The organism is Paenalcaligenes sp. DL 309, from assembly GCF_057475285.1.
Map to the genome: position 1 here is coordinate 124812 of NZ_JBYBKW010000006.1, position 26955 is coordinate 151766.

General features: G+C 44.6%; 27 protein-coding genes. 2 read left to right on the forward strand and 25 right to left on the reverse strand.

The features are described from left to right. Positions 1-49: 49 nt before the first annotated feature. Entirely contained in the window at positions 50-1462 is a 1413-nt protein-coding gene (locus AC2UZJ_RS09505; protein ID WP_486949913.1) for an MFS transporter, read from the forward strand. On the opposite strand, the gene AC2UZJ_RS09510 is transcribed toward AC2UZJ_RS09505, so the two are convergent. The 9 genes from AC2UZJ_RS09510 to AC2UZJ_RS09550 all read right to left on the reverse strand — a co-directional run bounded on the left by AC2UZJ_RS09510 (position 1446) and on the right by AC2UZJ_RS09550 (position 10778). Next, positions 1446-3125, reverse strand: a complete 1680-nt coding sequence (locus AC2UZJ_RS09510) for a putative bifunctional diguanylate cyclase/phosphodiesterase (protein WP_486949914.1) — start codon at positions 3123-3125, stop codon at positions 1446-1448. The genes AC2UZJ_RS09505 and AC2UZJ_RS09510 overlap by 17 nt on opposite strands. Before the next feature lie 90 nt (positions 3126-3215). Then, entirely contained in the window at positions 3216-4418 is a 1203-nt protein-coding gene (locus AC2UZJ_RS09515) for an EAL and HDOD domain-containing protein (RefSeq protein WP_486949915.1), read from the reverse strand. Between the two features lie 70 nt (positions 4419-4488). After that, entirely contained in the window at positions 4489-5046 is a 558-nt protein-coding gene (gene sufT, locus AC2UZJ_RS09520; RefSeq protein ID WP_486949916.1) for a putative Fe-S cluster assembly protein SufT, read from the reverse strand. A gap of 14 nt (positions 5047-5060) precedes the next feature. Beyond that, positions 5061-5513, reverse strand: a complete 453-nt coding sequence (sufU, locus tag AC2UZJ_RS09525) for a Fe-S cluster assembly sulfur transfer protein SufU (protein WP_486949982.1) — start codon at positions 5511-5513, stop codon at positions 5061-5063. Beyond that, the gene (locus tag AC2UZJ_RS09530) at positions 5506-6756 is read right to left on the reverse strand and encodes a cysteine desulfurase (RefSeq protein WP_486949917.1); all 1251 of its coding nucleotides are present in this window, start codon (positions 6754-6756) and stop codon (positions 5506-5508) included. Before AC2UZJ_RS09530 ends, sufU begins: the two co-directional genes overlap by 8 nt. A gap of 1 nt (position 6757) precedes the next feature. After that, on the reverse strand, positions 6758-8065 hold the full coding sequence (gene sufD, locus AC2UZJ_RS09535) for a Fe-S cluster assembly protein SufD (protein WP_486949918.1): 1308 nt from the start codon (positions 8063-8065) through the stop codon (positions 6758-6760). Beyond that, positions 8062-8823 (reverse strand): Fe-S cluster assembly ATPase SufC, encoded by a 762-nt coding sequence (gene sufC / locus AC2UZJ_RS09540; RefSeq protein ID WP_486949919.1) that lies wholly within the window; start codon positions 8821-8823, stop codon positions 8062-8064. The genes sufD and sufC overlap by 4 nt, the downstream gene beginning before the upstream one ends. 13 nt (positions 8824-8836) lie before the next feature. After that, positions 8837-10285, reverse strand: a complete 1449-nt coding sequence (gene sufB, locus AC2UZJ_RS09545; RefSeq protein WP_486949920.1) for a Fe-S cluster assembly protein SufB — start codon at positions 10283-10285, stop codon at positions 8837-8839. Beyond that, positions 10272-10778 carry an SUF system Fe-S cluster assembly regulator gene (locus AC2UZJ_RS09550; protein WP_486949921.1) on the reverse strand — a complete coding sequence of 169 codons (507 nt, stop codon included), beginning with the start codon at positions 10776-10778 and terminating at the stop codon, positions 10272-10274. Before AC2UZJ_RS09550 ends, sufB begins: the two co-directional genes overlap by 14 nt. Positions 10779-10887: 109 nt before the next feature. Here AC2UZJ_RS09550 and AC2UZJ_RS09555 point away from each other — a divergent pair, with 109 nt between their 5' ends. Further along, entirely contained in the window at positions 10888-12369 is a 1482-nt protein-coding gene (locus AC2UZJ_RS09555; RefSeq protein WP_486949922.1) for an anti-sigma factor domain-containing protein, read from the forward strand. Here the strand turns inward: AC2UZJ_RS09555 and AC2UZJ_RS09560 are convergent. From AC2UZJ_RS09560 to thrS, 16 genes are all read right to left on the reverse strand, one after another. Next, positions 12362-13165, reverse strand: coding sequence for a ferritin-like domain-containing protein (locus AC2UZJ_RS09560; protein WP_486949923.1), 804 nt, complete (start codon positions 13163-13165; stop codon positions 12362-12364). The genes AC2UZJ_RS09555 and AC2UZJ_RS09560 overlap by 8 nt on opposite strands. A gap of 12 nt (positions 13166-13177) precedes the next feature. Then, positions 13178-13561 (reverse strand): MerR family transcriptional regulator, encoded by a 384-nt coding sequence (locus AC2UZJ_RS09565; RefSeq protein WP_486949924.1) that lies wholly within the window; start codon positions 13559-13561, stop codon positions 13178-13180. Positions 13562-13615: 54 nt separating this feature from the next. Beyond that, positions 13616-13918: an integration host factor subunit alpha gene (locus AC2UZJ_RS09570; RefSeq protein ID WP_486949983.1), complete on the reverse strand. Its 303-nt coding sequence runs from the start codon at positions 13916-13918 to the stop codon at positions 13616-13618. Between the two features lie 8 nt (positions 13919-13926). Beyond that, positions 13927-16332: a phenylalanine--tRNA ligase subunit beta gene (pheT, locus tag AC2UZJ_RS09575; protein ID WP_486949925.1), complete on the reverse strand. Its 2406-nt coding sequence runs from the start codon at positions 16330-16332 to the stop codon at positions 13927-13929. A gap of 21 nt (positions 16333-16353) precedes the next feature. Further along, positions 16354-17376: a phenylalanine--tRNA ligase subunit alpha gene (pheS, locus tag AC2UZJ_RS09580; RefSeq protein ID WP_486949926.1), complete on the reverse strand. Its 1023-nt coding sequence runs from the start codon at positions 17374-17376 to the stop codon at positions 16354-16356. Positions 17377-17452: 76 nt separating this feature from the next. Continuing rightward, on the reverse strand, positions 17453-17812 hold the full coding sequence (gene rplT / locus AC2UZJ_RS09585; RefSeq protein WP_486949927.1) for a 50S ribosomal protein L20: 360 nt from the start codon (positions 17810-17812) through the stop codon (positions 17453-17455). A 14-nt stretch (positions 17813-17826) separates the two neighbouring features. Next, positions 17827-18024: a 50S ribosomal protein L35 gene (gene rpmI, locus AC2UZJ_RS09590; RefSeq protein ID WP_486949928.1), complete on the reverse strand. Its 198-nt coding sequence runs from the start codon at positions 18022-18024 to the stop codon at positions 17827-17829. 172 nt (positions 18025-18196) lie between these two features. Further along, a complete protein-coding gene (locus tag AC2UZJ_RS09595) occupies positions 18197-19738 on the reverse strand; it encodes a YifB family Mg chelatase-like AAA ATPase (protein WP_486949929.1) in 1542 nt (513 codons plus the stop codon). Positions 19739-19833: 95 nt separating this feature from the next. Continuing rightward, entirely contained in the window at positions 19834-20121 is a 288-nt protein-coding gene (locus tag AC2UZJ_RS09600) for an accessory factor UbiK family protein (protein WP_486949930.1), read from the reverse strand. Positions 20122-20233: 112 nt separating this feature from the next. Beyond that, positions 20234-20779 carry a hypothetical protein gene (locus AC2UZJ_RS09605; RefSeq protein ID WP_486949931.1) on the reverse strand — a complete coding sequence of 182 codons (546 nt, stop codon included), beginning with the start codon at positions 20777-20779 and terminating at the stop codon, positions 20234-20236. A 93-nt stretch (positions 20780-20872) separates the two neighbouring features. Continuing rightward, positions 20873-22591, reverse strand: a complete 1719-nt coding sequence (gene ptsP / locus AC2UZJ_RS09610) for a phosphoenolpyruvate--protein phosphotransferase (RefSeq protein WP_486949984.1) — start codon at positions 22589-22591, stop codon at positions 20873-20875. 29 nt (positions 22592-22620) lie between these two features. Beyond that, positions 22621-22890: an HPr family phosphocarrier protein gene (locus AC2UZJ_RS09615; RefSeq protein WP_486949932.1), complete on the reverse strand. Its 270-nt coding sequence runs from the start codon at positions 22888-22890 to the stop codon at positions 22621-22623. A gap of 54 nt (positions 22891-22944) precedes the next feature. Next, complete coding sequence (locus AC2UZJ_RS09620; protein ID WP_486949933.1) at positions 22945-23370, reverse strand: PTS sugar transporter subunit IIA; 426 nt, start codon at positions 23368-23370, stop codon at positions 22945-22947. After that, on the reverse strand, positions 23360-24322 hold the full coding sequence (gshB, locus tag AC2UZJ_RS09625) for a glutathione synthase (RefSeq protein WP_486949934.1): 963 nt from the start codon (positions 24320-24322) through the stop codon (positions 23360-23362). The genes AC2UZJ_RS09620 and gshB overlap by 11 nt, the downstream gene beginning before the upstream one ends. A gap of 71 nt (positions 24323-24393) precedes the next feature. Then, the gene (gene infC, locus AC2UZJ_RS09630) at positions 24394-24933 is read right to left on the reverse strand and encodes a translation initiation factor IF-3 (RefSeq protein ID WP_486949935.1); all 540 of its coding nucleotides are present in this window, start codon (positions 24931-24933) and stop codon (positions 24394-24396) included. 73 nt (positions 24934-25006) lie between these two features. Then, positions 25007-26929 carry a threonine--tRNA ligase gene (gene thrS / locus AC2UZJ_RS09635; RefSeq protein ID WP_486949936.1) on the reverse strand — a complete coding sequence of 641 codons (1923 nt, stop codon included), beginning with the start codon at positions 26927-26929 and terminating at the stop codon, positions 25007-25009. Between the last annotated feature and the right edge of the window lie 26 nt (positions 26930-26955).

Below are 26955 nucleotides of genomic sequence, written 5' to 3' on the forward strand. Positions count from 1 at the left end.
ACTCTTATACTTTCATTATACAGAGAGCGACAAAACCCACTGGAGCATTATGACTCAAGCCTTACCCACTCCCAACCCCATACGCTGGAAAATATTAATTGTATTGCTAGCAGCTATTTTTATGTCTCTCATTAGCATTAGCATTGTGAATGTCACTCTACCATCAATGCAGCAATCTTTAGGGGCGTCTCAATCAGACATTCAGTGGGTGTTATCTGGTTATACCTTAGCCTTTGGGGTGGTCTTAGTGAGTGCGGGTCGTGCCGGAGATTTACTCGGACGTGGTGGTTTTTTTCTTCTTGGCGTTAGTGTATTTACCTTAGCTTCTGTGGGGGCTGGCTTAGCTCCAAATGCTGACTGGCTGAAAGCGGCACGTATTTTTCAAGGTATAGGTTCAGGCCTATTAAACCCGCAAGGTATGGGAATGATTCAGCAGTATTTTCAAGGTGAGGAGCGCGGTAGAGCGTTTGGTTTTTTTGGCACTACGGTAGGCGTGTCTGTGGCGCTAGGCCCCGTGTTAGGGGGGGTATTAATCAACGCCGTGGGCCCTGATTTAGGCTGGCGTTTAACTTTTCTAATTAATGTACCTATAGGCATACTCACACTGGTTTTAGGCTTTATGTGGTTTCCAAGACCCTTAATTAAATCATTGAAAGCCGTTTCTTATTACAGCACCTTACGTTCTTTAGATCCCATAGGAGCAATAATTATTACCTTAGCTGTGCTGTGTGTATTATTTCCCTTTATGGGGACTCAACCACTGCAGATATGGCTATTATTACCTGTTAGCTTTGTACTGTTCTATTTATGGATTCAATGGGAAAGACGTTATGCCCGTTTAGGCTATGAGCCCATGGTAGAGCTCAGTATTTTCCGTAACTCCAGCTACACCAATGGCATTTTAATTATGAGCCTTTATTTTTTAGGCATGACCAGTATTTGGGTACTTATTGCCATCTATATGCAGCAAAGTGTAGGAAAGTCCGCTTTTGAAACCAGTTTAGTAGGTATTCCAGCAGCTTTATTATCTGCTTATGCATCCAACTGGGCGGGCAAGCATGTGAGTCACTTTGGCCGTAAAATAGTAGCAGCCGGCTTAAGCCTTGCTATTTTTGGCTTACTTTTAAGCATAGGTTTTATTTTACTGCATGAGTATTATCAAAGCAGTATATGGTGGTTACTACTTTCACTGGGGTTTTTGGGCTTAGGGCAAGGTGCGGTGATTAGCCCAAACCAAGCAATCACCTTAGCCGATGTACCCGTGGCTTATGCAGGCAGTTCGGGTGCTATCATGCAAACAGCACAACGTGTGGGTGCCTCGGTAGGCATTGCCTTGATTACAGCTATTACGTTTAGTGTATTAAATTATGCGTCGTGGTCAATGGCTATAAGCATAGGCTTTAGCACAATTATTTTGATCATTGCCTTAGCTCTACTGGTAGCAATTAAAGATCTAAATTGATGTCTTCTACTGCTACTGGCCGTGCAAAATAATAACCTTGAAACACATCACAACCTTGGTCTAAGAGATGCTTAAACTGCCCCAGTGTCTCCACCCCTTCGGCAACCACACGTAGATTTAATGTACAAGCTAAAGCCAATATGGTTTTTGTAATAGCAACGTCATTCGGATCCTCGGGTAAGCCTTGCACAAATGAACCATCTAATTTTAAAAAATCTAGGGGTAGTCTTTTAATATGTTGTAGAGACGAATAACCCGTCCCAAAATCATCTAGAGCAAAACGCACGTCTATGGCTCTAAGCGCTTGCATTTTTGCGATGTTTTTCTCAATATCAGTTAGAAATACCGATTCGGTAAGCTCTAAACAAAGCAAAGAAGGATTTGCGCCAGTGCGACGCAACACATTACGTACATTTGATACAAAACGTGCATCTTCAAATTGCAAAGCGCTCACATTAACAAACACCACTAGATGCGCTGTACTACTACAGCGGCTCCACTCAACTAACTGTTTACACGCAGCCTCAAGTACCCACTGCCCCAAAGGGAGGATTAAGCCGCTGTCTTCAGCTAACTCTATAAAAACCCCTGGCGGTAATAGCCCTTTAATAGGGTGTTGCCAGCGCACCAAGGCTTCAAAGCCACGTACTTCACGCTCATCGTTCACAATAGCTTGATAATGCAAACAAAACTCTTGGCGCAATAACGCTTGTTGTAAATCATAAAGCAAGAGATTGCGATTTAACACTTCAGCTTGCAAGTGCGGTTCAAAAGTAAAAACTGTATTACGCCCCCGCTCTTTTGCTTTGTAAAGCGCCATGTCTGCTTGTTTTATAAGCTCTGTTTTGTTTTTTTCTGTCTCATCAAAGAGCAATAAACCCACACTACAAGTACAGTGTGCCTGTAAGCCATCCACATTAAATGTAATGCTCAATGCCTTACGTACCCGCTGTGCTAAGCTTTTTGCTTGCTCCATTGCGGTCTCTTTATCTTCTGCTAGATGAGTAAACAAAATGACAAACTCATCACCACCCAAGCGCGCTACTGTGTCTTCACTCCGTATACAACCGCGTAATATTTGGGCCACTTGCACTAACAGTTTGTCACCCATATCGTGACCCATTCTGTCGTTTATATCTTTAAAGTTATCTAGATCTAATAATACTAATGCCGCATGATCACCGGTTTTCTCTATCTGACTTAAGGTCTGCTGTAACTTATCATAAAAAAAGGCTCGATTTGGTAAATCCGTGAGGGTATCGTGCCGTGCTAAGTGATAAATACGCTGCTCCGCTAGCTTACGCTGGGTAATATCAGCACGAATCGCAATGTACTTTTTAGGCTGTGAATCTTCCCCTAAAAACGGCACAATCGTAGTATGCACCCAGTAAATTGAGCCATCTTTAGCACGGTTACAGATTTCACCATTCCATACACCACCAGAGGAAATAGTTAACCATAAATCTTGGAAAAATTCCTGAGAGTGATATCCGGAATTAATCAGTTTATGTGATTGTCCTATCAGCTCTGCTCGTGAGTATTGAGAAATCTCACAAAATTTATTATTACAATGAGTGATTATGCCGCGGGTATCAGTAATAGCTACAATCGCATGTGCGTTTAAAGCGATGTTAAGCTCTTTAAGCTCTTGGAGTGTATGCACAATAATTCTAATCTATCTCTCTATAAGGGTTGTAAATTATAGCTGATTTAACATACCTTTTCTCTATTTGAATGAGTCATACAAGGAATACTACGTTTGGTTTAAGGTGGCTTGTAAAATATTTTCAGCCCAAATGCGACTTTTAATCCAGGTTTGATTTAACGCCTCTACTGAGTGACTGTCCATGCACACATCTGCATTTTCAAAACATGAAACCATTTTTAACAACCTACCCACTGAGCCTTTTTGCTCAACAATATTTTCAATACCCGTCTCATCTAAACCCACTTCGCGCAGCAACTGCTCTAAAGGAATTCCTAAAAGCTGATCCATTTGTGAGAGCAACCCTGAAGTAAAGGCTAAATCTGGATCTATTTGATACTGCCACGCTAGCTGCTCACACATGGCAGCACGAGTTAGAATTTGCGGTAAGATTAAACGGCTTGCCGCACCATTATTGGCAAGCATAACGGTTAAAACAATGGTTTGTATTTGCTTTAAGCCTAGAGTATTAATGGCTTCAATAATAGAATACGCCTTATTAACGCGCGCATAAAAAGCCGAATTGGTTTGGCGCAAAATGACAAAAGCTAAGTGTGGGTCTTGTTTAATGAGTTTTTCTAGCTTATTAAAATCGGCATATTCTTTTTGAAGCTCATTTAAAATTTCTATTTGGGCTTTTTGATTACTGCTGCGCATACGGCTTGTACCACGATGCATTTCTGGCTTAGCATAAAAATAGCCTTGGAAATAATCAAAACCTAATCCATGTAGATATTCAAAATCTTCGATTTCCTCTACCTTCTCAGCTAGCAACCTTAGCCCTTTCTGCTTATAAAAAAGCACTTCATCTGAGCTAATGGATTGCCACTGATCTATTTTAACTATGGTTGCTAGATCTAATAAGGCTCGGTTATCTGAGCTAAAAACAAAATCATCTAAAGCAACCTCATAGCCTTTTTTCCGTATGGCTTTTAAAGCGGCGATGATTTGTGGTTCCGCCTCTACATTCTCTAATACCTCTATCACTACTTGCTGTGGATTAGGGGGAAGTAGACTTGGATTTAACAACCAATCACGTGGTGTATTAACAAATAGTTTTCGATGGCCTACCAAACGCTCTAGGCCAAACTCGTAAAAGGCGATATTTGCCACACGCGCTGTGGCTAACATGTCATCACTTATATTGGCGGCATTAATTAAGGCACTTGAGCGATATAAGAGCTCATCAGCGATGTGATTCATGTCTCTATCGCAAATGGGCTGTAAAGCAATGCAGTAATTCTCTTTCATGGTTACATTTTACAACAAAAAAACCGTTAAACATTACATTTAACGGTTTTCAACAGCTAAAGATGTAAGTTTACATCATGCCTAGCTGCAGTCGCGCAGATTCGCTCATCATCTCTCGGCTCCATGGTGGATCCCACACCAAGTTAACATCGACTTTATTTACGCCTTGGATGGTTAACACTTTAAAGCGAGCTTCTTCAGCTATTACCGGTCCCATGCCACAGCCTGGTGCAGTTAGGGTCATATCTAATAATACGGCGAAGTTGCCCGGTTCAGTTTCAGTTACATGACAAGTATAAACCAAACCTAAATTAACAATATCTACCGGAATTTCCGGATCAAAAACCTGAGTGAGCACTACCCAACAGGCATCCTCTATGGTTTTTACTGTAGCAGGCTGCTCAGGAACAAAAATCTCATCCTCTTTGATTTCTTGCCCAATAGCGTCACCGTCTACGCCTTCAATACGGTACATATTGCCTTCTACAATTACCGTATAGCTATTACCCAATTTTTGGCTAATAGTCGCCATACATCCTTTTTCAATGGTAACCGGTGAACCATAAGGAATGGTTAAAGCTGGGCAATCACGGCTTACAACTACATCTTCTCGCTCAAAATAGCTCATCTCTGGAAATACCTCTATTCGGTTATAGCAATTTCATCGCTTTGGTGAATGGCATTATCTAAGGTATGCCAAGCTAAAGAGGCACATTTCACTCGTGCCGGAAATTCTTTAACACCTGACAGCACTTCTAGCTTGCCTAAATCACGATCAGGATGATCTTCGGTAAGCATTTGATGCATATCTTTAAAAAGTTGCTCGACTTCAGCCATGGTCTTACCTACACAGGCTTCTGTCATGAGGGATGCCGAGGCTTTTGAGATGGCGCACCCTTGACCTATAAACGAGACTTTTTCTATGATGCCATCTTCAATGCGCGCATAAACGCGTAACTGATCACCACATAGGGGATTATGACCATCGGCTTTATGCGTGGCATCTTCCATGTGGGTAAAATTACGCGGTTTACGATTATGATCAAAAATCATCTCTTGATAAAGCTCACGTAGACCGCCAAAATCCTCACTCATCATCGACTCCAAATAGTTTTTGGGCTTTTTTCAAACTAGCAACCAAGGCATCTACATCGTCAAAACTGTTATACACTGCAAACGATGCACGAGCCGTGCCTGGAATACCGAAACGGGTCATCAGGGGCATAGCACAATGATGGCCTGCTCGAATGGCCACACCATCCATATCTAAAATAGTTCCTAAATCATGCGGGTGCACACCATCAACTAAAAATGACAATACAGCGGCTTTATTAGCCGCAGTCCCTATGAACTGTACCCCTTTGATCATTTTAAACTGAGCGGTAGCATAGCTTAATAAGGCATCTTCATGGGCGGCGATGGCTTCTAAGCCTATGCTCAACACATAACGTAAGGCTTCAGCTAATACCACTACACCGGCAATATTGGGCGTGCCCGCCTCAAAACGCTGTGGTATGGGTGCATACGTGCTCTCTTCAAAACTCACCGTATGAATCATATCGCCCCCACCCTTCCAAGGCGGCATGGCATCTAAGATGTCATAACGAGCATATAATACGCCCACTCCGGTAGGACCGTAAATTTTATGACCTGAAAACACATAAAAATCACAATCTAGAGCTTGCACATCAACCGGTGTATGAGCAACCGCTTGAGCCCCATCTATTAATACCTTAGCCCCTACTTGATGAGCCATAGCAATCATGTCTGCCACAGGGTTAACGGTACCTAGTGCATTAGAAACATGCACTATACCCACAAATTTAGTTTTGGATGATAGTAAAGACTGATAGGCATCTAAGTCTAGCTCACCATTATCAAGTACGGGCACGACTTTAATAACTGCGCCTGTTTTTTTTGCTACTAACTGCCACGGCACAATATTGGAATGATGCTCCAAGCCAGTTAATAAAATCTCATCACCCGCTGATAAATTCTCTACCCCCCAGCTATAAGCCACTAAATTAATGCCATCCGTGGTACCAGAGGTAAAGACAATTTCTTCTACGTGCGCTGCGTTTAAAAACTGCTTTGTGGTCAGTCTGGCTTGATCGTAGAGATCAGTGGCGTGTTGGGATAACCAATACACACCACGATGAATATTGGCATTAGCGTTTTCGTAAAAATCACGCTCAGCATTAATAACAACTGCAGGCTTTTGAGTGGTCGCACCATTATCCAAGTACACAAGGCGCTGCCCGCGAACGGGCTGCGCCAAGATAGGAAAATCCGTGCGCCGATCTAGCTGCATTGCAGGTTTTTTGATCGGCTCTAGCATATTAGTTTTGCTCCAAACTTTCACTACCACCCGGCAATAAGCTTTCAATCCCCGCAGCAGCACGTTTGCGTAATGCGGCTGAAGAAATGCGTGCTAAGACCTCAGTGGCAAAGGCATAAATCAACACATCAAAGGCGTCTTTATGACTTAATCCACGCGTGCGCAAATAAAACATAGCCTCTTCGTCAATTTGGCCTACGGTGGCACCGTGAGCACATTTAACATCATCGGCATAAATTTCTAACTCTGGACGCGTATCTGCACGTGCCATTTTTGACAATAATAGGCTGTCAGAACGCTGAATTGCATCCGTACCATCAGCACCATCGGCAACTACAATACGCCCTGAAAACACACCGCGCGCCCTATCGGCCATAATGCCGCGATAATATTCGTGGCTGGTACAATTAGGCTGCTCATGGAATATCTGTGTAAAGTGATCCACGTGCCTGCGGCCATTTACATAATACAAGCCATTTAATAAAGCATGACACCGTTCGCCCTTGAAACTGGTTTTAATTCCCGTACGCGCTAAACGTGCCCCAAATGACATGGAATGCGATTCATAATGCGAAGACTGCTCTTGCTCTGCATCGATAGCACCTAAGTGCACGGACTCTTCACTTTGATTTTGCAGCTTTAAGTGTACTAAGTTTGCATCTTTATCTGTCCAGACTCGACTCACGGTATTGGTCAAGCCCGTGTACTCTTCAGCACTTAAATAATGCTCAACCACTGTGGCATGGGCATTCGCCTCTACCGCAATAAAATTGCGAGTAAAAGTGGCCGCTTTAGCATCCGTGGTAATAAACACTAAATGAATAGGCTTACTGATTTGGTGACTTTGCTTCACACGAATATAGGCACCATCTTGAGCCAAGGCCAAGTTTAGAGCCTCAGGGCTAAAGCCAGCATCCACATTGCCATAAATGTCTTTTAAGCTTTCATCATTTTTAGCCAACATAGCCGCAACTGAATCTATGTGTAAGCCTTCTTCTAAACGGTCCACATTAGATAATTCGGCATTGTATTTACCATTAACAAATGCCATCCAGTAGCCGTCTTCTTCGTTTTTACAGGAAGTAAACAAAGCGGAAGCATCGGCGTCAGTGGCAAGCTCATAGCTGTTTTTTTCCATAGCAGCTAAAGAGGTATGATGCCAAGCCTCTATACGATTAGTAGGCCAGCCTTCAGACGCAAAGCGCGCTAAAGCCTGCTGGCGTAATTCGGTTAGCCAAGCCGCATCAGCACCTGCTTGGTGCGATGTTTGCTCAACAAAGGGATTCACCCACGTGGGTAAGGTGGTCATACAGCCTCTCCTTTGGCTTGGGCTTTAATATTAGCGTAGCCATCTTTTTCTAGCTCTTGTGCTAAGGAAGCGTCACCCGTACGAATAATGCGACCTTCTGACAAGACGTGTACCACATCAGGCACGATATAATCCAGTAAACGCTGATAGTGCGTAATTACAATCATGGAACGCTCTGGAGAACGTAAACGATTCACGCCATCCGATACTATGCGTAAGGCATCAATATCTAAGCCGGAGTCCGTTTCATCCAAAACAGCGAGCTTAGGCTCTAACATGCTCATTTGTAAGATTTCATTACGTTTTTTCTCACCGCCTGAAAAGCCTTCGTTTACCGAGCGATGTAAAAACTCTTCGCGCATACCCACCGCTGCCATTTCCTCTTTTACGACTTTAAGGAAATCAATGGCGTCTAGCTCAGGCTTACCTTGCTCTTTGCGAATGGCGTTAACCGCAGTACGTAAAAAGTAAGCATTTGAAACGCCAGGGATTTCAATGGGGTACTGAAAGGCCATAAATAAGCCCGAACGCGCCCTGTCTTCTATCGCCATTTCTAATAGATCCTGACCTTCCCACTCTACGGAGCCGGAATCGATGACGTAGTCTTCGCGCCCAGCTAACACTTGTGCTAAGGTACTTTTACCCGAGCCATTTGGGCCCATGATGGCATGCACTTCACCCGGCTTAACATCTAGGCTTAAGCCACGTAGAATTTGTTTGCCTTCAACTGAGGCATATAAATCTTTGATTTTCAACATTTTTAAATAATCCTTAACCAACACTGCCTTCAAGGCTGAGTCCTAGTAAATTTTGTGCCTCTACGGCAAACTCCATGGGTAATTCTTTAATCACTTCTCTACAAAAACCATTTACGATCATGGAAACGGCATCTTCAGCTGAAATACCACGCTGCATGGCGTAGAACAACTGATCTTCTCCAATACGTGAAGCGGTCGCTTCATGTTCTACGCTAGCCGTAGGGTTTTGCGCTTCTATAGTAGGGAAGGTGTGAGCGGAACAGGTTTTACCAATAAGTAAGGAATCACACTGTGTGTAATTACGGGCATTTTCAGCTAAAGGGCTGATACGCACCAAACCGCGGTAAGTATTTAAGCCTCTACCGGCAGAAATCCCTTTAGAAATAATGGTACTGGTGGTGTTTTTACCCATGTGGATCATTTTTGTACCGGTATCTGCTTGCTGACGGTGGTTACTTAAAGCCACGGAATAAAACTCACCGATTGAGTCATCACCACGTAACACCACGCTGGGGTATTTCCATGTAATGGCTGAACCGGTTTCCACTTGCGTCCAAGAAATATGTGAACGCGCACCACGGCACTCGCCGCGTTTAGTCACGAAGTTATAAATACCACCCACCCCGTCTTCATCGCCAGGGTACCAGTTTTGTACAGTAGAATATTTCACCTTCGCATCATCCAATGCAACGATTTCCACCACTGCTGCGTGCAGCTGATTTTCATCACGCATTGGGGCCGTACAGCCTTCTAAGTAGCTCACAGAAGCGCCTTCTTCGGCAATAATCAACGTACGCTCAAATTGTCCCGTATCGGGTGAGTTAATACGAAAGTACGTAGAAAGCTCCATGGGACACTTCACCCCCTTCGGTATATAAACGAAGGAGCCATCTGAGAAGACCGCAGAGTTTAATGCCGCATAAAAGTTATCACCCGGAGGCACAACCGTACCCAAATACTTTTGCACTAGCTCTGGATAATCTTTTACTGCTTCGGAAAACGAACAGAAAATAACACCTACTTCATGCAATTGTTTGCGAAACGTCGTGGCCACGGATACGGAATCAAAGACCGCATCTACTGCTACACCAGCTAAACGGGCACGTTCGTGTAGCGGCACCCCTAGTTTTTCATATGTGCGCAGTAACTCAGGATCAACATCTTCTAAGCTTTGAGGGCCATCGGTCCTGCTTTTAGGTGCTGAGTAATAACTAATTTCTTGGAAATCAATGGGCTCATACTCTGCCACAGACCATTTGGGATAATCCATCTCTAGCCAGTTACGATAAGCAGCTAAACGCCACTCAAGCATAAACTCCGGCTCTTCTTTAATTTTTGAAATGCGTCGAATCGTATCTTCACTAAGCCCTTTAGGGATAGTAATAGACTCAATATTGGTAATAAACCCCGCCTCATAGTCACGATCTAAGAACGTGTCGAGGTGTGCGTTAATTGTGCTCATTAAATAACTCCACTGTGGAAGTGCTGACTTGACGACGCGATTTGGTTAAAAATCCGTCGGCTTGTTTTAAAGGATATTCTTTATTGGGATGAAGCATATCTGCAACGCTGACATCTTCTAAAGTTCGGCGTACAATATCGTTGATTCGCTGCCAGTTAGTTCGCATTTGGCAATCTTGCTCTACAGAGCAGGACCCTGGATGTGTTACACATTCAGTTAAACCAAAAGGCTGCTCATCGAGCGCGTCTATGATTTGTGCTACGCTAATTTCTTCGGCGGCTCGTGCTAAAGCATACCCTCCTCGTGGGCCGCGGGTACTAACCACCAGCTCATCTTGGCAAAGTAACTTTAAGACCTTACTGACCACGGGCTGCCCTAAACCTAAGACATTAGCTAGCTCCGAAGCACTAAACACCCTATTTGGGACATCACTACTGCCCATATGTGTTAGGACTAAGGTGCCATAATCAATGATTTTGCTAATTCGTAGCATATACGCCTCGGTTATTAACTTTATTTACTGAAATAACTAACTATTTCTATATAGTACCGCTTCGGTACTATATACGTCAAATTTACTCACTTATTTTCATGGCAAGCCAATGGCTGACACTACCGTCTCTTATCAAACCCTGTTAGAACAATGTGCTTTGAAGCAGCCCACCGCACTGCAACATCTCTATGACCTTGAAGCTAGCCATTTACTCGCATTAGGCATTAGTCTTTTATATAGACCTTCGGATGCCGAAGAATTAATGCGAGAAAGCTTTGGACTTATTTGGCGCAATGCGGATGCTTATGATCCCAACTTGGGCTCAGCTAGAGCTTGGATTTACAGCATTTTCCGTTTTAAGGCCTTACAACGGCTTAAACAAAGTCCAACTCTCAGCCCTTTTAATAAAACAAAAGCACGGTTTATTATCCCTTCAACAGCACCAAGCAGCCTATTACCCTTTCAACGTTTAGATGAAAAAGCTCGCCATATGCTGGGGCTTGCCTATTTACACGCTTACAGCTTTGCTGAGATAGCTAAAGAATGTCAAAGCACCATCAAACAAACCCAGTATCACCTTAATAATGCTTTGCTTGTACTCACCCAAGTTTTTAAGGGCTGGAAAAACGAAAATAAAGAAGATCTCACTGTATTGGGCTTATATTGTCTGGGTCTATTACGTGACCCACAACAACTCAACGAGGCGCAGAGCCTGCTAAGTAACAACCCTGATGCCGCACATGATTTACTCCTCTGGGAAGAGCATTTAAGCGCTTTGACTCATACCTTAGCTACGCCCTCATTGCCTTCGTACCTTTTAGCGCGGATCTATCAAGATCTAGGGCTACAAGCGATTCCTAAACCTGTAGTGCCCCCACTCTCCTCAATATCAGCTCAAAACACCACTCGTAGTGCCAGCTTAAATGCCGTACTTAACAAATCTTCGGTGGAAATGCTAAATAAAGAGCCTGCATCCCCTACTAGCTCTGCAGATTTTGAGGTGCCGCTTAAAGAAAAACCAGAGAAAAATAAGATACCCGAAAAGGTAGAGCAAACGGTGAAAGCGGAAAGAGCAAAGGAAAAAAAGCTTTGGCATAATCTCTATTGGCTTATCGCTCTGGTCATTATTATTATCAGCGCTTTACTCATTTGGGCCTTTATGCCCAAGGCGCCTATTGTTCAGCGCATAGAGATGACTCCGCGCGCAGGCGCAGTATTACTTGCTCCTGGTCAAAGCTCCACCCCGGGCTGGATAGCAACTGTAGATCCAGAAGGTCACGTATTACTCACCCCTCAAGTCACAACCGAAGTCCAAACGGGGAAAGCCGTACAGCTCTGGACTCAAAGCCCTACTAATCCACAAATGCGTTCGCTGGGTTTATTAAATCCTAATCAGCCTGTGACCGTACCCAAGGAGCTCATAGGCGAAATGCAGGTAGGACAAATTTTTGAAATGACCTTAGAACCTAGCCAAGGTTCTGCTACCCCGTCTGGTGCTGTTTTATTTATTGGACGTATTGTAAATTTTGGCGAATTTGAACCTGCAGAGAACGCGGCTCCTTCTGCCACTTCAGATACTTCGGCTATTTGATTTGTGATTGCTGCTGCAAATAGTCCAGCTCCAGCGGCTGAAAGCCTGCCGCTTGCCGAGCCGCTATATTGAAGGGTCCACGCAAACGTGGGGCACTATGTTCGGCGACTAAATCCGGATAAATGGCTACCGCATCTAGATTTTTTTGAGCGCACAACCAACGATACCATTTATTCCCTAGCGCTACGTGCCCTATCTCATCTCGTAAAATAATATCTAAGATGGCAGCGGCCTCTTCATCTCCAGCTTGTGCTAATTTGGCACGCACCACCGGACAAGCATCTAAACCTCTGGCTTCTAGAGTACGGGGCACCAACGCTAAACGCGCCACTAAACTCTCTTTTGTGCGCTCAGCCATATCCCACAAACCATCATGAGCGGGAAAATCGCCATATTCATAACCCATAGTATATAAACGATGGGTAAGCAGCTCAAAATGTAACACTTCTTCGTAGGCAACACAAAGCCATTCCCCATAAAATGCATCTGGCATATCTGCATAACGCCAAATAATATCTAAAGCTAAATTAATGGCATTAAATTCAATATGTGCCAAAGCATGTAACAAAGTGGCGCGACCTTCAATAGTACCTAAGCCTCGCTGTTTTACTTGCTGAGGAGAAACAATTTGTGGTGCCAGTGGGCGTCCGGGAATACCTGAAGGCTCTTCAATCACTACATCAGCCCCTACGGCCCATGGTCCAGTGTGTTGCAAACTTTTAATGTATTGTGCTTTTTTTCTGGGATTAGAGATAAGTAGAGCGTGTAAAGCGTGTTCACGTAAATATTTATTCATGCCCGCATTCTATTAAAAAGCCAACGCTTTATCTAAGACTGCCTTCACTTGAGTTAAATCATGGCGTACAGCTTGCAATTCCGCAGCCGAAAGACGGACAGCTGTTTGTGCCTCAGGTTCAGCCACTCCACCACCTTCCAGTTGATTACGCACCCCCGCCAAAGTAAAACCCTCTTCATACACTAAATGGCGAATACGGCGTAGCAATTGCACTTCATGATGTTGATAATAACGACGCGGCGCACGGGTTTTAAGAGCGGTGCCAAAAGTAGAAAACTCTTGCACCCAATAACGCAATACATTGGGTTTTATTGCACAAAGCTCACAAACTTGCGCAGCAGTAAAATAACGTTTAGCTGGCAATGGAGCTAATACTTGGCTTTTTGTAGTGCTCATACGACTTTCCTTATATACCGATTACACAGTTCCAGTAAATCTCTACTTAGCGGATTATAATCCCGTATTTTCAACTGCGGTTTTGAGTTTTTGACTGGCGTGAAATGTAACAACACGACGGGCAGAAATAGGAATAGGTTCACCTGTTTTTGGGTTACGCCCAGGGCGTGAGGATTTATCTCGGGTAATGAAGTTACCAAAACCAGATAACTTCACTTCTTCCCCTTTTTCTAAAACCGCACAAATTTCAGCAAAAAAAGCATCAACTAACTCTTTAGCTTCACGTTTATTTAAACCAACCTGGGTAAAAATAAACTCCGTTAACTCTGCTTTGGTTAATGTACGATCAATTTGCATCATCATAATTAAGCTCGTTGACGAATATGATGTGTTTGCACCAAAGCGCTGAGCAATGTTTGCATACTTTGCTCTACTTTAGCATCGTCTAAGGTAGCTTGAGCATCTTGTAACCAAAAACGCATTGCTAAACTTTGCTCAGTGGCTTGAGGCTCTGCTTTCCACACATCAAATAATTTAAAATCTTTTACAATGCCCAATGCAGGCTCTGCGGCTAGAGTCGCATGGAGCGTATCAATTATTTGCTGATAGCTAACAGTAGTATCTACCCAAAAAGCTAAATCTCGCTGCACCACTGGCTGACGCGACTGCGCGGTGATTTGAGGCATGGGTGTATAGGCTAAAGCATCAGCATTTAACTCAAACAACACCGGTGCAGTATTAATATCAAGTTGCTGTAACCATTCGGGATGCAGCTCACCTAACCAACCCACAGATTCACCATTGAGCTCTATGCGCGCACTGCGCCCTGGGTGTAGCGCTGGATGGGTGTCAGCCACAAAGCGCAACTGAGCAGCTCGCACACCAAATAAGTTTTCTACATCGGATTTCACATCAAAAAAATCAACCGCTCGTGTTTTAGCCCCCCACTGCTCGGGTATTACTGGCCCCCAGGCAGCGCCCCCTAAGCGCAGAGGCTGGTTCACCCCTGCCACGGTTAAATCACCATTTTCAACGCTAGCATCACGCATAAACACCTTACCTAACTCAAACACGCGAACCCGACTTTGACGATGACGTGCGTTGTGTTCAATATTAGCCAAAAGCCCGCCTAATAAAGAGGAGCGCATCACAGATAATTGACTGGCGATGGGATTCAACAAGCGAATTGGGTCTGTATTCGCCGCATAGTTTTTTTCCCATTTTTCTTCTACAAAAGAAAAGTTAATGACTTCCTGATACCCTAAAGCAGCCACTTTGGCACGTAAAGCATGGGGTCCTTTGAGCTCTTCAGTCTCAACCAAGATATTCGCTGGAGCAACAGGCGCTAAATCAGGAATACGTTCAAAACCGTAAATACGTGCTACCTCTTCGATAAGATCTTCTTCAATACGCAAATCAAAGCGATAGGAAGGTGAAGTAACCGTAAACACCTCGTCTTTTACAGTGAATTCAAAACCTAAACGACTAAAAATCTGACTCACTTCCTCAGCCGATACAGGAATACCTAAGATACGGTTACAGCGCGCTAAACGCATATTCACCTTATGGGGTTGAGGCAAATTAACATGTTGGTCATCAATGGGGCCCGCTTGGCCACCACAAATTTCCAATACTAATTGGGTCATACGCTCTAAATGCTCAGTCACGTGTTCGTAATCTACGCCACGCTCAAAACGGTGACTGGCTTCAGAGTGAAGCTTATATTGACGGGCCCGCCCCATAATGGCTTCAGGCCACCAAAATGCGGCTTCTATATAAATATCGGTGGTAGTCTCTGGGTCTACGGCGCTTTCTTCGCCCCCCATAATACCGGCTACGCTTTGCGGCATACCACCTGATGCAATCACCCCTACGTTTTCAGTTAAGGTGATTTCTTTACCGTCAAGCAATGTAATCTTTTCCTCGGCTTGCGCCCAACGCACCTCTAAACCTTCTTGGATTTTAGCCAAATCAAACACATGGGTAGGACGGCCTAATTCCAACATCACGTAGTTTGAAATGTCGACTAAGGCAGAGACAGGACGCTGGCCTGCGCGGATTAAACGCTTTGCCATCCACTCGGGCGTGGGGGCGTTAGCGTTAATACCTTTAACAATACGACCGGCAAAACGCGCACACAAATCGGGCGCAGCTATACGAACAGCTAAGCGATCATCTATGCTCACGGCCACGGGCTCAAAGGAAGGTAAAGACATGCTCTCACCAGTAAGTGCCGCCACTTCCCGTGCCACACCCATCATAGATAAACAATCTGCCCGATTGGGTGTCATTTTAATTTCAATGATGTGGTCATCTAAATCTAACCATTCACGTATATCAGTGCCTACCGGTGCATCAGCACCCAGTTCTAAGAGACCATCGCTGTCATCAGAGATGCCAAGCTCTTTTGCCGAGCACAGCATGCCAAAGGAGTCCACACCCCGCATTTTAGCTTTACCAATTTTAAAATCGCCCGGCAATACGGCGCCCACTTGGGCCAAAGGGGCTTTAAGCCCTTGACGCGCATTAGGGGCACCACACACAATTTGCACGATCTCAGTGCCAGTATTCACCTGACAAACCTGTAAACGATCGGCATCTGGATGAGGTGCAACTTCAATAATTTCAGCAACGATAATACCTGTAAAGGCAGGTGCAGCAGTCACAGACTCTTCCACTTCTAAACCAGCCATAGTGAGTCGATGGCACAGTGTGTCGGAATCTAGAGAGGGATTAATAAGGGTACGTAACCAGGATTCAGAAACAAACATGAGTAATTGCCCGCGCTAAAGTTAAGAGTTGAACTGCTTTAAGAAACGAAGATCGCCCTCAAAGAACTGCCGTAAGTCATTGACACCATAACGCAACATAGCTAAGCGCTCTAAGCCAGAACCAAAGGCAAAACCAATGTATTTTTCTGCATCTAACCCATAATTACGTATCACATCCGGGTGCACTTGGCCTGAACCAGATATCTCTAACCACTGTCCCTTATTAGGCCCCGAGCTAAACATCATATCTATCTCAGCAGATGGCTCAGTAAAAGGGAAAAAGGAAGGGCGGAAACGCACGACTAAATCATCCGTTTCAAAAAACGCCTTCAAGAAATTGGTGTATACCCCCTTGAGGTCTGCAAAAGAGATATCTTCAGCAATCCACAGCCCTTCCACCTGATGAAACATAGGCGAATGCGTGGCATCACTATCAACCCTATAGGTACGCCCTGGTGCTATCACCTTAATAGGCGGCTTGTGCATACGCGCATAGCGCACTTGCATAGGACTAGTATGTGTACGCAAGAGAAAGGGCAAACCATTTTCATCTTGCATATCCACATAGAAAGTATCTTGCATGGAACGCGCCGGATGATTTTCAGGATTATTTAAGGCCGTAAAATTTGTCCAGTCATTTTCAATTTCTGGACCATCGGCCACATCAAAACCAATAGAGCGAAAAATAGCCTCCACACGCTGCCACGCACGAATAACGGGGTGAATGCCCCCTATCATTTGACCACGCCCGGGTAAGGTGACATCAATGGCTTCAGAAGCTAAACGCTGCTCTAGCTGGGCTTGCGCCAAGGCTGCTCGACGATCATCTAATAATGTCTCAATTTGACGTTTTATTTGATTAATTGCCGCACCCTGATTTCGTCTCTCATCGGGAGGCAATTTACCTAAACCTTTCATCAAGGCCGTAATTTCACCTTGTTTTCCTAAGAAAGTGGCCTTAGCATTTTCCAAAGCAGCAGCGTCCGTAGCCTCAGCAAATAAGGTCTGGGCGCGTTCAATCATATCGTCGGCAGGTAGTGTCATAATTAAAGTCTAATTCCAAAAACAAACGGGCCCTTAAAAGAGCCCGTCTGTACATATACAAAATCGGAGTGTGCGATTAAGCGGCTAAGGCGGATTTAGCTTGGGCTACTACCGCAGCAAAACCTGCTTTATCGTTAACAGCCATATCGGCCAACACTTTACGATCAAGTTCGATATTCGCTTTATTTAAACCAGCGATAAACTGGCTGTAACTTAAATCTAACTCACGGCAAGCCGCGTTAATACGCGTAATCCACAAAGAACGGAATACACGTTTGCGGTTACGACGGTCGCGATATGCATACTGACCGGCTTTCATTACCGCTTGCTTAGCTACGCGATAGACTTTACTACGACGACCGCGGAAACCTTTGGCTTCAGCTAAAACTTTTTTATGACGAGTGCGGGCATTAACCCCACGTTTTACGCGTGACATGTTTTAAACTCCGATCAAGAATAAGGTAGCATCTGTTTAACGGATGCGACATCAGCGGCATGCACTGCTGTGCTACCACGTAACTGACGTTTGTTTTTAGTGGTTTTCTTTGTCAAGATGTGGCGCTTGAAAGCCTGTCCACGTTTGATAGAGCCACTGCCACGTACTTTAAAGCGTTTGGCTGCACCACGCTTTGTTTTCATTTTAGGCATAAGAACACTCAAAATTAAGTTGTGACCTATAGGTGTAGACTAAAACTAAAGTCTCGCTTTCTTAACCTGCTAGGCACTTATTGATTTTTTATTAAGCTTTTTACTTTTAAGAGCCAATAAAAGGGTAAATTATAGTAGCTAATCAAAAATTTGTCTAATAGTGTCTAAGAAATTAAGGCCTTAGGCCTAATTGCTCCCTATATTGCATCGCAAGCGCAACATGTTCGGCTTCTATTAAAGATGCTTCTTCTGTGTCTGCAATGGTACGGGCCACTCGTCTTAGTCTTTGTATGGTGCGCGCTGACCACGCCCAACGCTGCATGGCCGTCTCAAGCATGTTAGATGCAGTAGCCTGCAACGGTGCATGCTCTTCTAAAGCAGCCCCTTGCAAAGCAGAATTTAAACACCCTTGCCGTTGATACTGCACGGCTCTACAAGCCGCTACACGCTGACGTATAGTCTCTGAGCTTTCCGTCTGCCCTTTTTTCTGTAAAACATCTGGCTCAAAATGTAAAGTTAAATGTAAATCAATACGATCTAAAAGCGGCCCCGATAATTTTGACTTATAGCGACTCACGCGTTCGGGGCTACATGTGCACGCAATTTTCTGGTGCCCTAAATAGCCACAAGGGCAAGGATTCATAGCAGCAATAAGCTGAAACTTAGCCGGAAAGCGCCCATGGTGATTAGCCCGCGCTATGACCACCTCACCATTTTCTAAAGGTTCGCGCAATGACTCAAGCACCCTGCGTTCAAACTCGGGGAACTCATCCATAAACAAAACCCCATGATGCGCTAAGCTGATTTCACCAGGGCGTAGTTGACGGCCACCCCCTATCATAGCGGGTACGGTGCAAGAGTGATGCGGCGCCCTGAAAGGTGTCGCATCACTAAACACAAATCCCCCCTGTGAACGCGTATCTAACTGATGAAGCACAGCGACTTCTAACTGCTGTTGCGTTTCTAAAGGGGGTAAAATAGTAGCCAAACGCTGAGCTAGCATACTTTTCCCTACCCCCGGCGGCCCTGTCATAAGTAAACTATGGCCGCCACAGGCCGCTAACTCCAAAGCTAACCGGGCTTGTTGCTGCCCATACACTTCTGACATGCACAGCTTTTGTATGGGTGTAAGCGATGGCTCAGCCGCCACAGCCGGTGCTATGTCTTGCTTATTACAAAGATAATTAACGGTTTCAGCTAAGGTTTGAACCGGTATAACAGTTAGCGCAGGAATATGTGCTGCTAACACAGCAGACTGTTGCGGTAAAATCAAGCAGCGCTGCGGGAAGCGTTTTTTAACCCCTAAACCTATGGCTAAAGAGCCAGCTACGGGCACTACAGCGCCCGTTAAAGAAAGCTCTCCCGCAAACACAAAATGATCTATGGCAGGCGGCTGCGCTCCTTGCCCCGGTATTTTTTCTAGACGCATTTGCCCTGAAGCTAATAGCACGCCTAAGGCAATGGGCAGATCGAAACGGCCAGAATCTTTAGGTAAATCAGCAGGTGCCAAATTAACCGTAATGCGAGCAGCAGGAAAATTATAACCACTACTAGCAATAGCAGACTGCACACGCTCTCGGCTCTCACGCACACCTAAGTCAGCCATACCTACTATAGAAAACCTAGGTAAACCTCGACTTATGTGTACTTCTACGCGCACCACACGCATTTCAGCGCCCACTAAAGCACAACTACTTAATACAGCTAATGTCATATCACCCCCTTTTTTATATAACTGCATTACTAGTATGCGCTAAGTTAAGAGGGTGAAATATGAAAACGTGTGCTTTAAAGCCTACGTAAAACTACTTAACTTTTTACGTCTGCCGGCTTATCAACGCTAGGCTTCTCTTCTTTGTCGCCCAACTTGTTTTCTAACTCTTGCACACGCTGCTCTAAACTGGTTATCCGTGCTAAAGCACGCTCTAAAAGTGCCAATTGCGTATCAAACTCTTCGCGAGTGAGTAAATCCATACGCGTAAAGGCTTGCCCCATAAAAGCCTTCATGTTTTTCTCTACGTCAGCAGCCGGGCTATTGGCGATTAGATCTGATAAGTTTTGTTGAAGTTGACCAAAAAAGTCTTTGCGTGAATCCATAATACTCTCCTTGTATTTTGTATCTATTAGTGTAATCAAAAAAGCCGCCAAGTGGCGGCTTTTAACTAAGGCAAGCTAAGTTAAGCGAGGTGGCCTTTTACTCATAAAGCCATTAAAGCTCAGTCTTAGGCTCAACCGGTGTTTTTACAGGAGCAGACTTACCATCCCCTACTGCATCCTGAATGGCCTTATCTGCTTTAGCAGCGGCCCTTTTAACGGCATCACTAGTAGCTTCAGCCGCATCAGATCCCATGTCTTTCACCACTTCTAAGGCATCTTCCGCTTTATCCTTTAGACTTTCCGAGCCAGTAGCGGCTTCTTTTTCAAGCTTTTCTGCTTCGGCCTCCAACTCATCGGCTTTATCATCAGCAGCGTCGGCTTTCTCAGCAGTTTCTGCAGCTAAACGCTGCGCTTCGGCACTGGCTTTCGCTTTTTCTGCTTCCGCTTTGGCCTCTACTGCTTCTGTACCAGATTTGAGGTCCGCTTCAATTTCTTTTTCTGTAGCGATCATATCTTGTTTAACTGCTTCAACCTTATGCTCAGTAGCCTCTGTTTCCGGAGAAGCTACGGGTTTGTTTACGTCATCATCAGAACAAGCCGTAAGCATTGCTACCGAGAAAAGGGCCAGCACAGCTAAGGAGGTACGCGTTTTTTTCATATTCATTCCTTACTTTCTAGTTACAGTTATATTTATACCTACCGATCATATTCTACCAGTCTAAATCATAGAAAATGAGGGTGTTTTACATTCTTAATGAAGCTCTAATAAATCAATACGGCCTGCTCTATTTAATACGCTCGCTACTTTTAACCTTAGAGCCGCCGAATGCGAACGCAGAATTTCTTGTTTTATGGTGGGAATTTGCGTGGCAGGCATAGAAAACTGCTTTAAACCTAAACCTAAGAGCATACGCGTTAAGCGTACATCTCCGGCCATTTCACCGCACACGGAAACAGGTTTGCCGTAGTTTTGTGCTTGATTAATTGTATGTGATATTAATCGTAACACCGCTGGATGGGTAGGATCGTAAAGGTCTGCTACCGCAGAATCGGTGCGGTCCACCGCCATCACATATTGAATTAAATCATTGGTGCCTATGGATAAAAAATCAAGATTTTGCACAAAAGGTTCAATGGCAATGGCAATCGCAGGTACTTCCACCATGGCGCCCAGCTCAATGTGACAGGCATGTATTACCCCTTCAGCCAGCAAGCTTTGCTCAGCTTGATCTAAAGCAAAACGTACCGCATGCACCTCTTCCATTGTGCTAATCATAGGAATAAGAATACGCACCAAACCATATTGAGAAGCACGCAACAAAGCACGTAACTGGGTTTGAAATAACTTAGGATTGGCTAAACAATAACGTATAGCTCGTAAACCCAAAGCCGGATTTGTGGCTACAGTTTGCTCACCATCTAAGGTTTTATCGGCGCCTATATCTAGTGTGCGAATAGTAACTGGGCGCCCTTGCATCTTTTTAACCACAGCACTGTACGCTTCATATTGTTCATCTTCGGAAGGCAACTCCGAGCGCCCCATAAACAAAAACTCACTACGAAACAAACCAATGCCATCTGCTCCAGCCTCATACGCATACTGCGCCTCTTGGGGCATTTCTATATTCGCTTCTAGCTTAATGAGAATGCCATCTAAGGTGACGGCGGGCGTGTCTCGTAACTGCGAGAGTTGCTCACGCTGTTGTAAGTGCTGTGCTTGTAATTGGCGATATTGTTGTAGTACTTGTTCGGAGGGGTTAATTATTACTACGCCCTTAAAACCATCAACTATCAGCAGATCGCCATCACGCACCAATCGACGTAAGCTATTAAGTCCCACCACCGCGGGTATATTCATACTACGCGCCACGATGGCTGTGTGCGAAGTGGGGCCACCTAAATCAGTCAAGAAGGCCGCAAAACGCCCCTTACGTAATCGCAACATATCAGCGGGTGAAATATCTCTAGCTACTACGATTAAACCTACATCAGTAGGGGATGCGTTAATAGCCAGTTCATTAGAATGGGTAGCTTGCCCCGTTAAAATAAAAAGTACACGTTCTATCACTTGCCGTATATCAGCGCTACGCTCGCGCAAATACACATCTTCCATCTGCTCAAATTGAGCTATCAAGAACTGCCCTTGAGTAGTTAAAGCCCATTCGGCATTATAAAGACGCTCTTTAATTAACTCATTACTTTTTTCTCTAAGCAAAGGATCTTCTAAAAGCAATCTATGCACTTCTAATAAGGGAGCAATTTCACGGGGAGCATCATTGGGAAGCTGTTGACTCAGAAGCAAAAGATCAGCCCGAGCAGTAGCAATTGCCTTTTCTAAACGCGCACACTCAGCATCAATGGCTTCAACAGAAATACGATAATGAGGTACTTCTAAAGCGGCCGCACCCATCACAGCTGCCTTGCCTATAGCATAGCCACCCACTACGCTTTGACCAGACACCGTGCACATTGCCGTATTCACTTGTAAAGCCTGCACCGTTAAGCATCCTCACCAAACTTATTTGCAAATAGCTCAGAAATAGCAGTCAAGGCTTGTTCGGCATCGGGTCCTTGCGCATCAACGGTCACCTCAACGCCAAGCCCTGCCGCCAACATCATTACACCCATAATACTTTTCGCATTAACACGCTGCTCGGCTCTGGCTACGTGAATATCACTTTGAAACTGCCCAGCAAGCTCCGTCAACTTCGCTGCCGCTCGTGCATGCAACCCTAATTTATTGCTAATTACTATATCAATAGAAGGCATAATTTATTTTATAAGACGAATAATAAATAACACGCTAAGAAAAGAGGACAAAGTCTAAGGAAATGTGGGCGCTTGGTGTACCACTCCACGCTGATTAGCATATAAGGTATTTTGTACCACCTCTTCAATAGAAGCCGAAGTGTCCGATAAGGCTTTTACCACCATGCAGACATTCACTCCAGACAGTAAATGTACATGCTGCCCTTTAATAGTGAGTTGGCGCTGTACACCAGTAGCAATATGGTAGGGTGTAGAGCCGTAAAGATCGCACAGTAACAACACATAAGGTTTAGTGCTTTGACGTAGGTCTTGCACCAGTTTTTGAATCCAAGGCTCAGGTAAATCGGTGGGTAAAATATCAGCCACCAACAGTTCTGGCTTCGTGTTTAATACATGTTGCGCACATAGCCGTAACGCTTGCCCTAAAGGAGCATGCGTTACTAAAACTACCGTTACTTGAGAGGATAATTTATCGTTCATTGACGCTAGAGACTAGGGCCTCAACAAAAAGCTGGCTCACATCACAGTCTGTTTGCTCTGTAATTTCCACAAAACAAGTAGGACTAGTCACATTAATTTCTGTGACGTACTGACCTATGACATCCAAACCAACTAAAAACAAGCCGCGCTCGACCAGTTTTGGAGCAATGGTGTTAGCAATATGCCAGTCGTATTCACTAAGCGGTTGAGCCACCCCTCTACCGCCAGCTGCTAAATTACCTCTGGTTTCTCCGGCTAATGGAATACGAGCTAAGCTATAAGGCACCGGCTTACCATTAATAATAATAATGCGTTTATCACCATCAACAATTTCAGGCACATAACGCTGCACCATCAAGCTTTCGGTGCTATTTTTACTGAGGGTTTCTAAAATAGCACCTACATTGACCTCATCTTCACGCATGCGGAAAATTCCCGCGCCCCCCATCCCATCCAAGGGCTTAACAATCACATCTTTATGCTGCTGATGAAAAGCACGAATTTTGCTCATATCACGCGTAACTAAAGTGACAGGTGTAAACTGTGAAAACTCGGTAATCGCAAGCTTTTCGGGGTGATTACGCAATGCAGCGCCTGTATTAAAGACTTTAGCACCCTGCTCTTCAGCAAAACTCAAGAGATGCGTAGAGTAAAAATACTCCATATCAAAGGGAGGATCTTTACGCATAATGACTACGCTAAAATGATTTAGCTCTACATCAATCTGCGCACCCGCCAACTCCCACCATTGCGGAGCATGTAAGTCTGCATTAGACGCAATATGTATAGGCTGTGCGGTTGTTTTAACACGGCCACTATCAATATAAATCTCAGACTGTAGAGTGACACTCACCGTGTGATCTTGTGCTATGAGCGCCCGCATCATGGCAACAGACGTATCTTTATAAGCCGCCAAACCTGGCAGTGGATCAATAATAAATAAAACGTGCATGAGCATTCCTGAAATAAACCCCTTCGTGATGAACTATCCACGAAGGGGCATAAAGTAACGATATAAAGAAATTAATCGGCTTTCCTGCGTGGCGCAAGCACCATTACCATCTGCCTACCCTCTAAGCGTGGAAACGACTCCACCTGACAGATTTCCTCTACATCATCACGCACACGCTCTAGTACACGCATACCTAACTCTTGGTGAGCCATTTCACGCCCTCTAAAACGCAGTGACACTTTGACCTTGTCACCCTCCTCAATGAAGCGGCGCACATTACGTAATTTTACGTTGTAGTCACCATCATCCGTAGCAGGACGGAACTTCACTTCTTTGAGCTGTACGACTTTTTGTTTGGCTCTGGCTTCTTGTTGGCGTTTTTGTTCTTGATAACGGAACTTGCCATAATCCATTAAACGACAGACGGGTGGTTTTGCTGTAGGTGCAATCTCCACTAAGTCAACTTCGTTTTCCTCAGCCATAGCTAATGCTTCTGCGACTTTTACAATGCCAAGTTGCTCACCATCAATACCGATGAGTCGAATCTCATTAGCACGAATTTCGCCATTAATACGATGTTTTTTATCAGTTGCGATGTCTAAAACTCCCAAAATTAAATAAATATTATCTATGCCAGCATGAGTTCATAATAGCAATAAATCAACGAAGACTAAGGATACTGCTTTAGTTACGTTGTTTAATATCATTATGTAGCCGTTCTGAAAAATCGGCCAGTGGCATAACCCCTAGATCGAGGCCCCCACGACCGCGTACTGCGACCGTACCTGCCTCACGCTCTTTATCTCCTACAACTAATATGTAGGGGATTTTTTGCATACTATGCTCTCTGATTTTACGGTTGATTTTCTCACCACGCAAATCACTATTAACCCTGAACCCCGCTTCGGTGAGCTCGGCTGCCACTTGCTTCGCATAATCAGCGGAAGACTCTGCAATACAGCACACCACCGCGTGCTCAGGAGATAACCAAGCAGGCAAAGCACCTGCGTAGCTTTCTATCAGAATACCAATAAAACGCTCAAAAGACCCTAAAATAGCGCGATGCAACATAACAGGTGTACGACGCTGATCATTTGCGTCCACGTACTCAGCGCCTAAACGGGCTGGCATGGAAAAATCAACCTGTATGGTACCGCATTGCCAGTGACGACCAATGGCATCTTTCAGCGTGTACTCAATTTTAGGGCCATAAAATGCGCCTTCGCCTTCCGCAATTTCAAATTCACACCCTGTGCGACGTAGGCTTTCCATTAAAGCTGCCTCAGCCTTATCCCATACCTCATCGTCACCAATGCGTTTTTCAGGACGTGTGGCTACCTTATAAAGTATTTCTTCAAAACCAAAATCTTTATAAACTTGCTGCAGTAAAGCGGTAAAATCAATACATTCTTGTTGCAGTTGATCTTCAGTACAGAAAATATGACCGTCATCTTGAGTAAAACCACGCACCCGCATCATGCCGTGTAATGATCCTGAAGGCTCATTACGGTGACACTGACCAAACTCACCATATCTTATGGGTAGCTCGCGATAAGAATGCAGCCCTTGATTAAAAATCTGTACATGACCAGGGCAATTCATGGGCTTAAGACCATACACTCGGTTTTCAGACTCAGTGGTAAACATGTTTTCTGAGTAATTATCCCAGTGACCTGTTTTCTTCCAGAGAGATAAATCCAATATTTGCGGCGCTTTGACCTCATGATAACCGTTACGCTGGTAGACCTTACGCATGTACTGTTCAACTTGCTGCCAAACCGTCCAGCCTTTAGGGTGCCAATAAATTAGACCAGGAGCCTCTTCGTGAAACTGAATAAGACCTAACTCACGCCCTAATCGGCGATGATCACGCTTCTCAGCCTCTTCAAGCATATGCAAATACGCATTTTGCTCTTCTTTGGTGGCCCACGCCGTGCCGTAAATACGCTGTAGCATTTCATTGTTACTGTCACCGCGCCAATACGCCCCTGCTACTTTCATGAGCTTAAAAACTTTAAGCTTACCGGTAGAAGGTACATGAGGCCCACGACATAAGTCGATAAAATCCCCTTCGCGATATAAGCTGATGGTCTCTCCGGCAGGAATAGACTCAATGATCTCAGCTTTATAAATCTCACCTATGCTTTTGAAAAACTCAACGGCTTCATCTCTATCCCATTCTTCGCGGCTAACGGGCAAATCCGCGCGCGATAACTCTGTCATTTTCTTTTCAATGGCTTCCAAGTCTTCTGGCGTAAAAGCACGCTTATAAGCAAAGTCATAATAAAAACCATCATCAATCACTGGCCCAATAGTCACTTGGGCTTCTGGATAGAGCTCCTGTACAGCATAAGCAAGCAAATGCGCAGTAGAGTGACGAATAATCTCCAGCCCCTCGGGGTCCTTAGCAGTAATGATCGCTAAGTGCGCATCTTCATCAAGCACGTAATGGGTATCGACCAACGTAGGCTCAGTTCCTTCTGTAGTCACTCGCCCTGCAAGAGCAGCACGCCCTAAGCCAGCACCAATTGAATGAGCCACGTCGCCAACAGAAACAGGCCCGTCAAACGAGCGCTGCGAACCATCGGGCAAGGTAATCTGAACCATACAACATCCTAAAAATAAAAAACGCG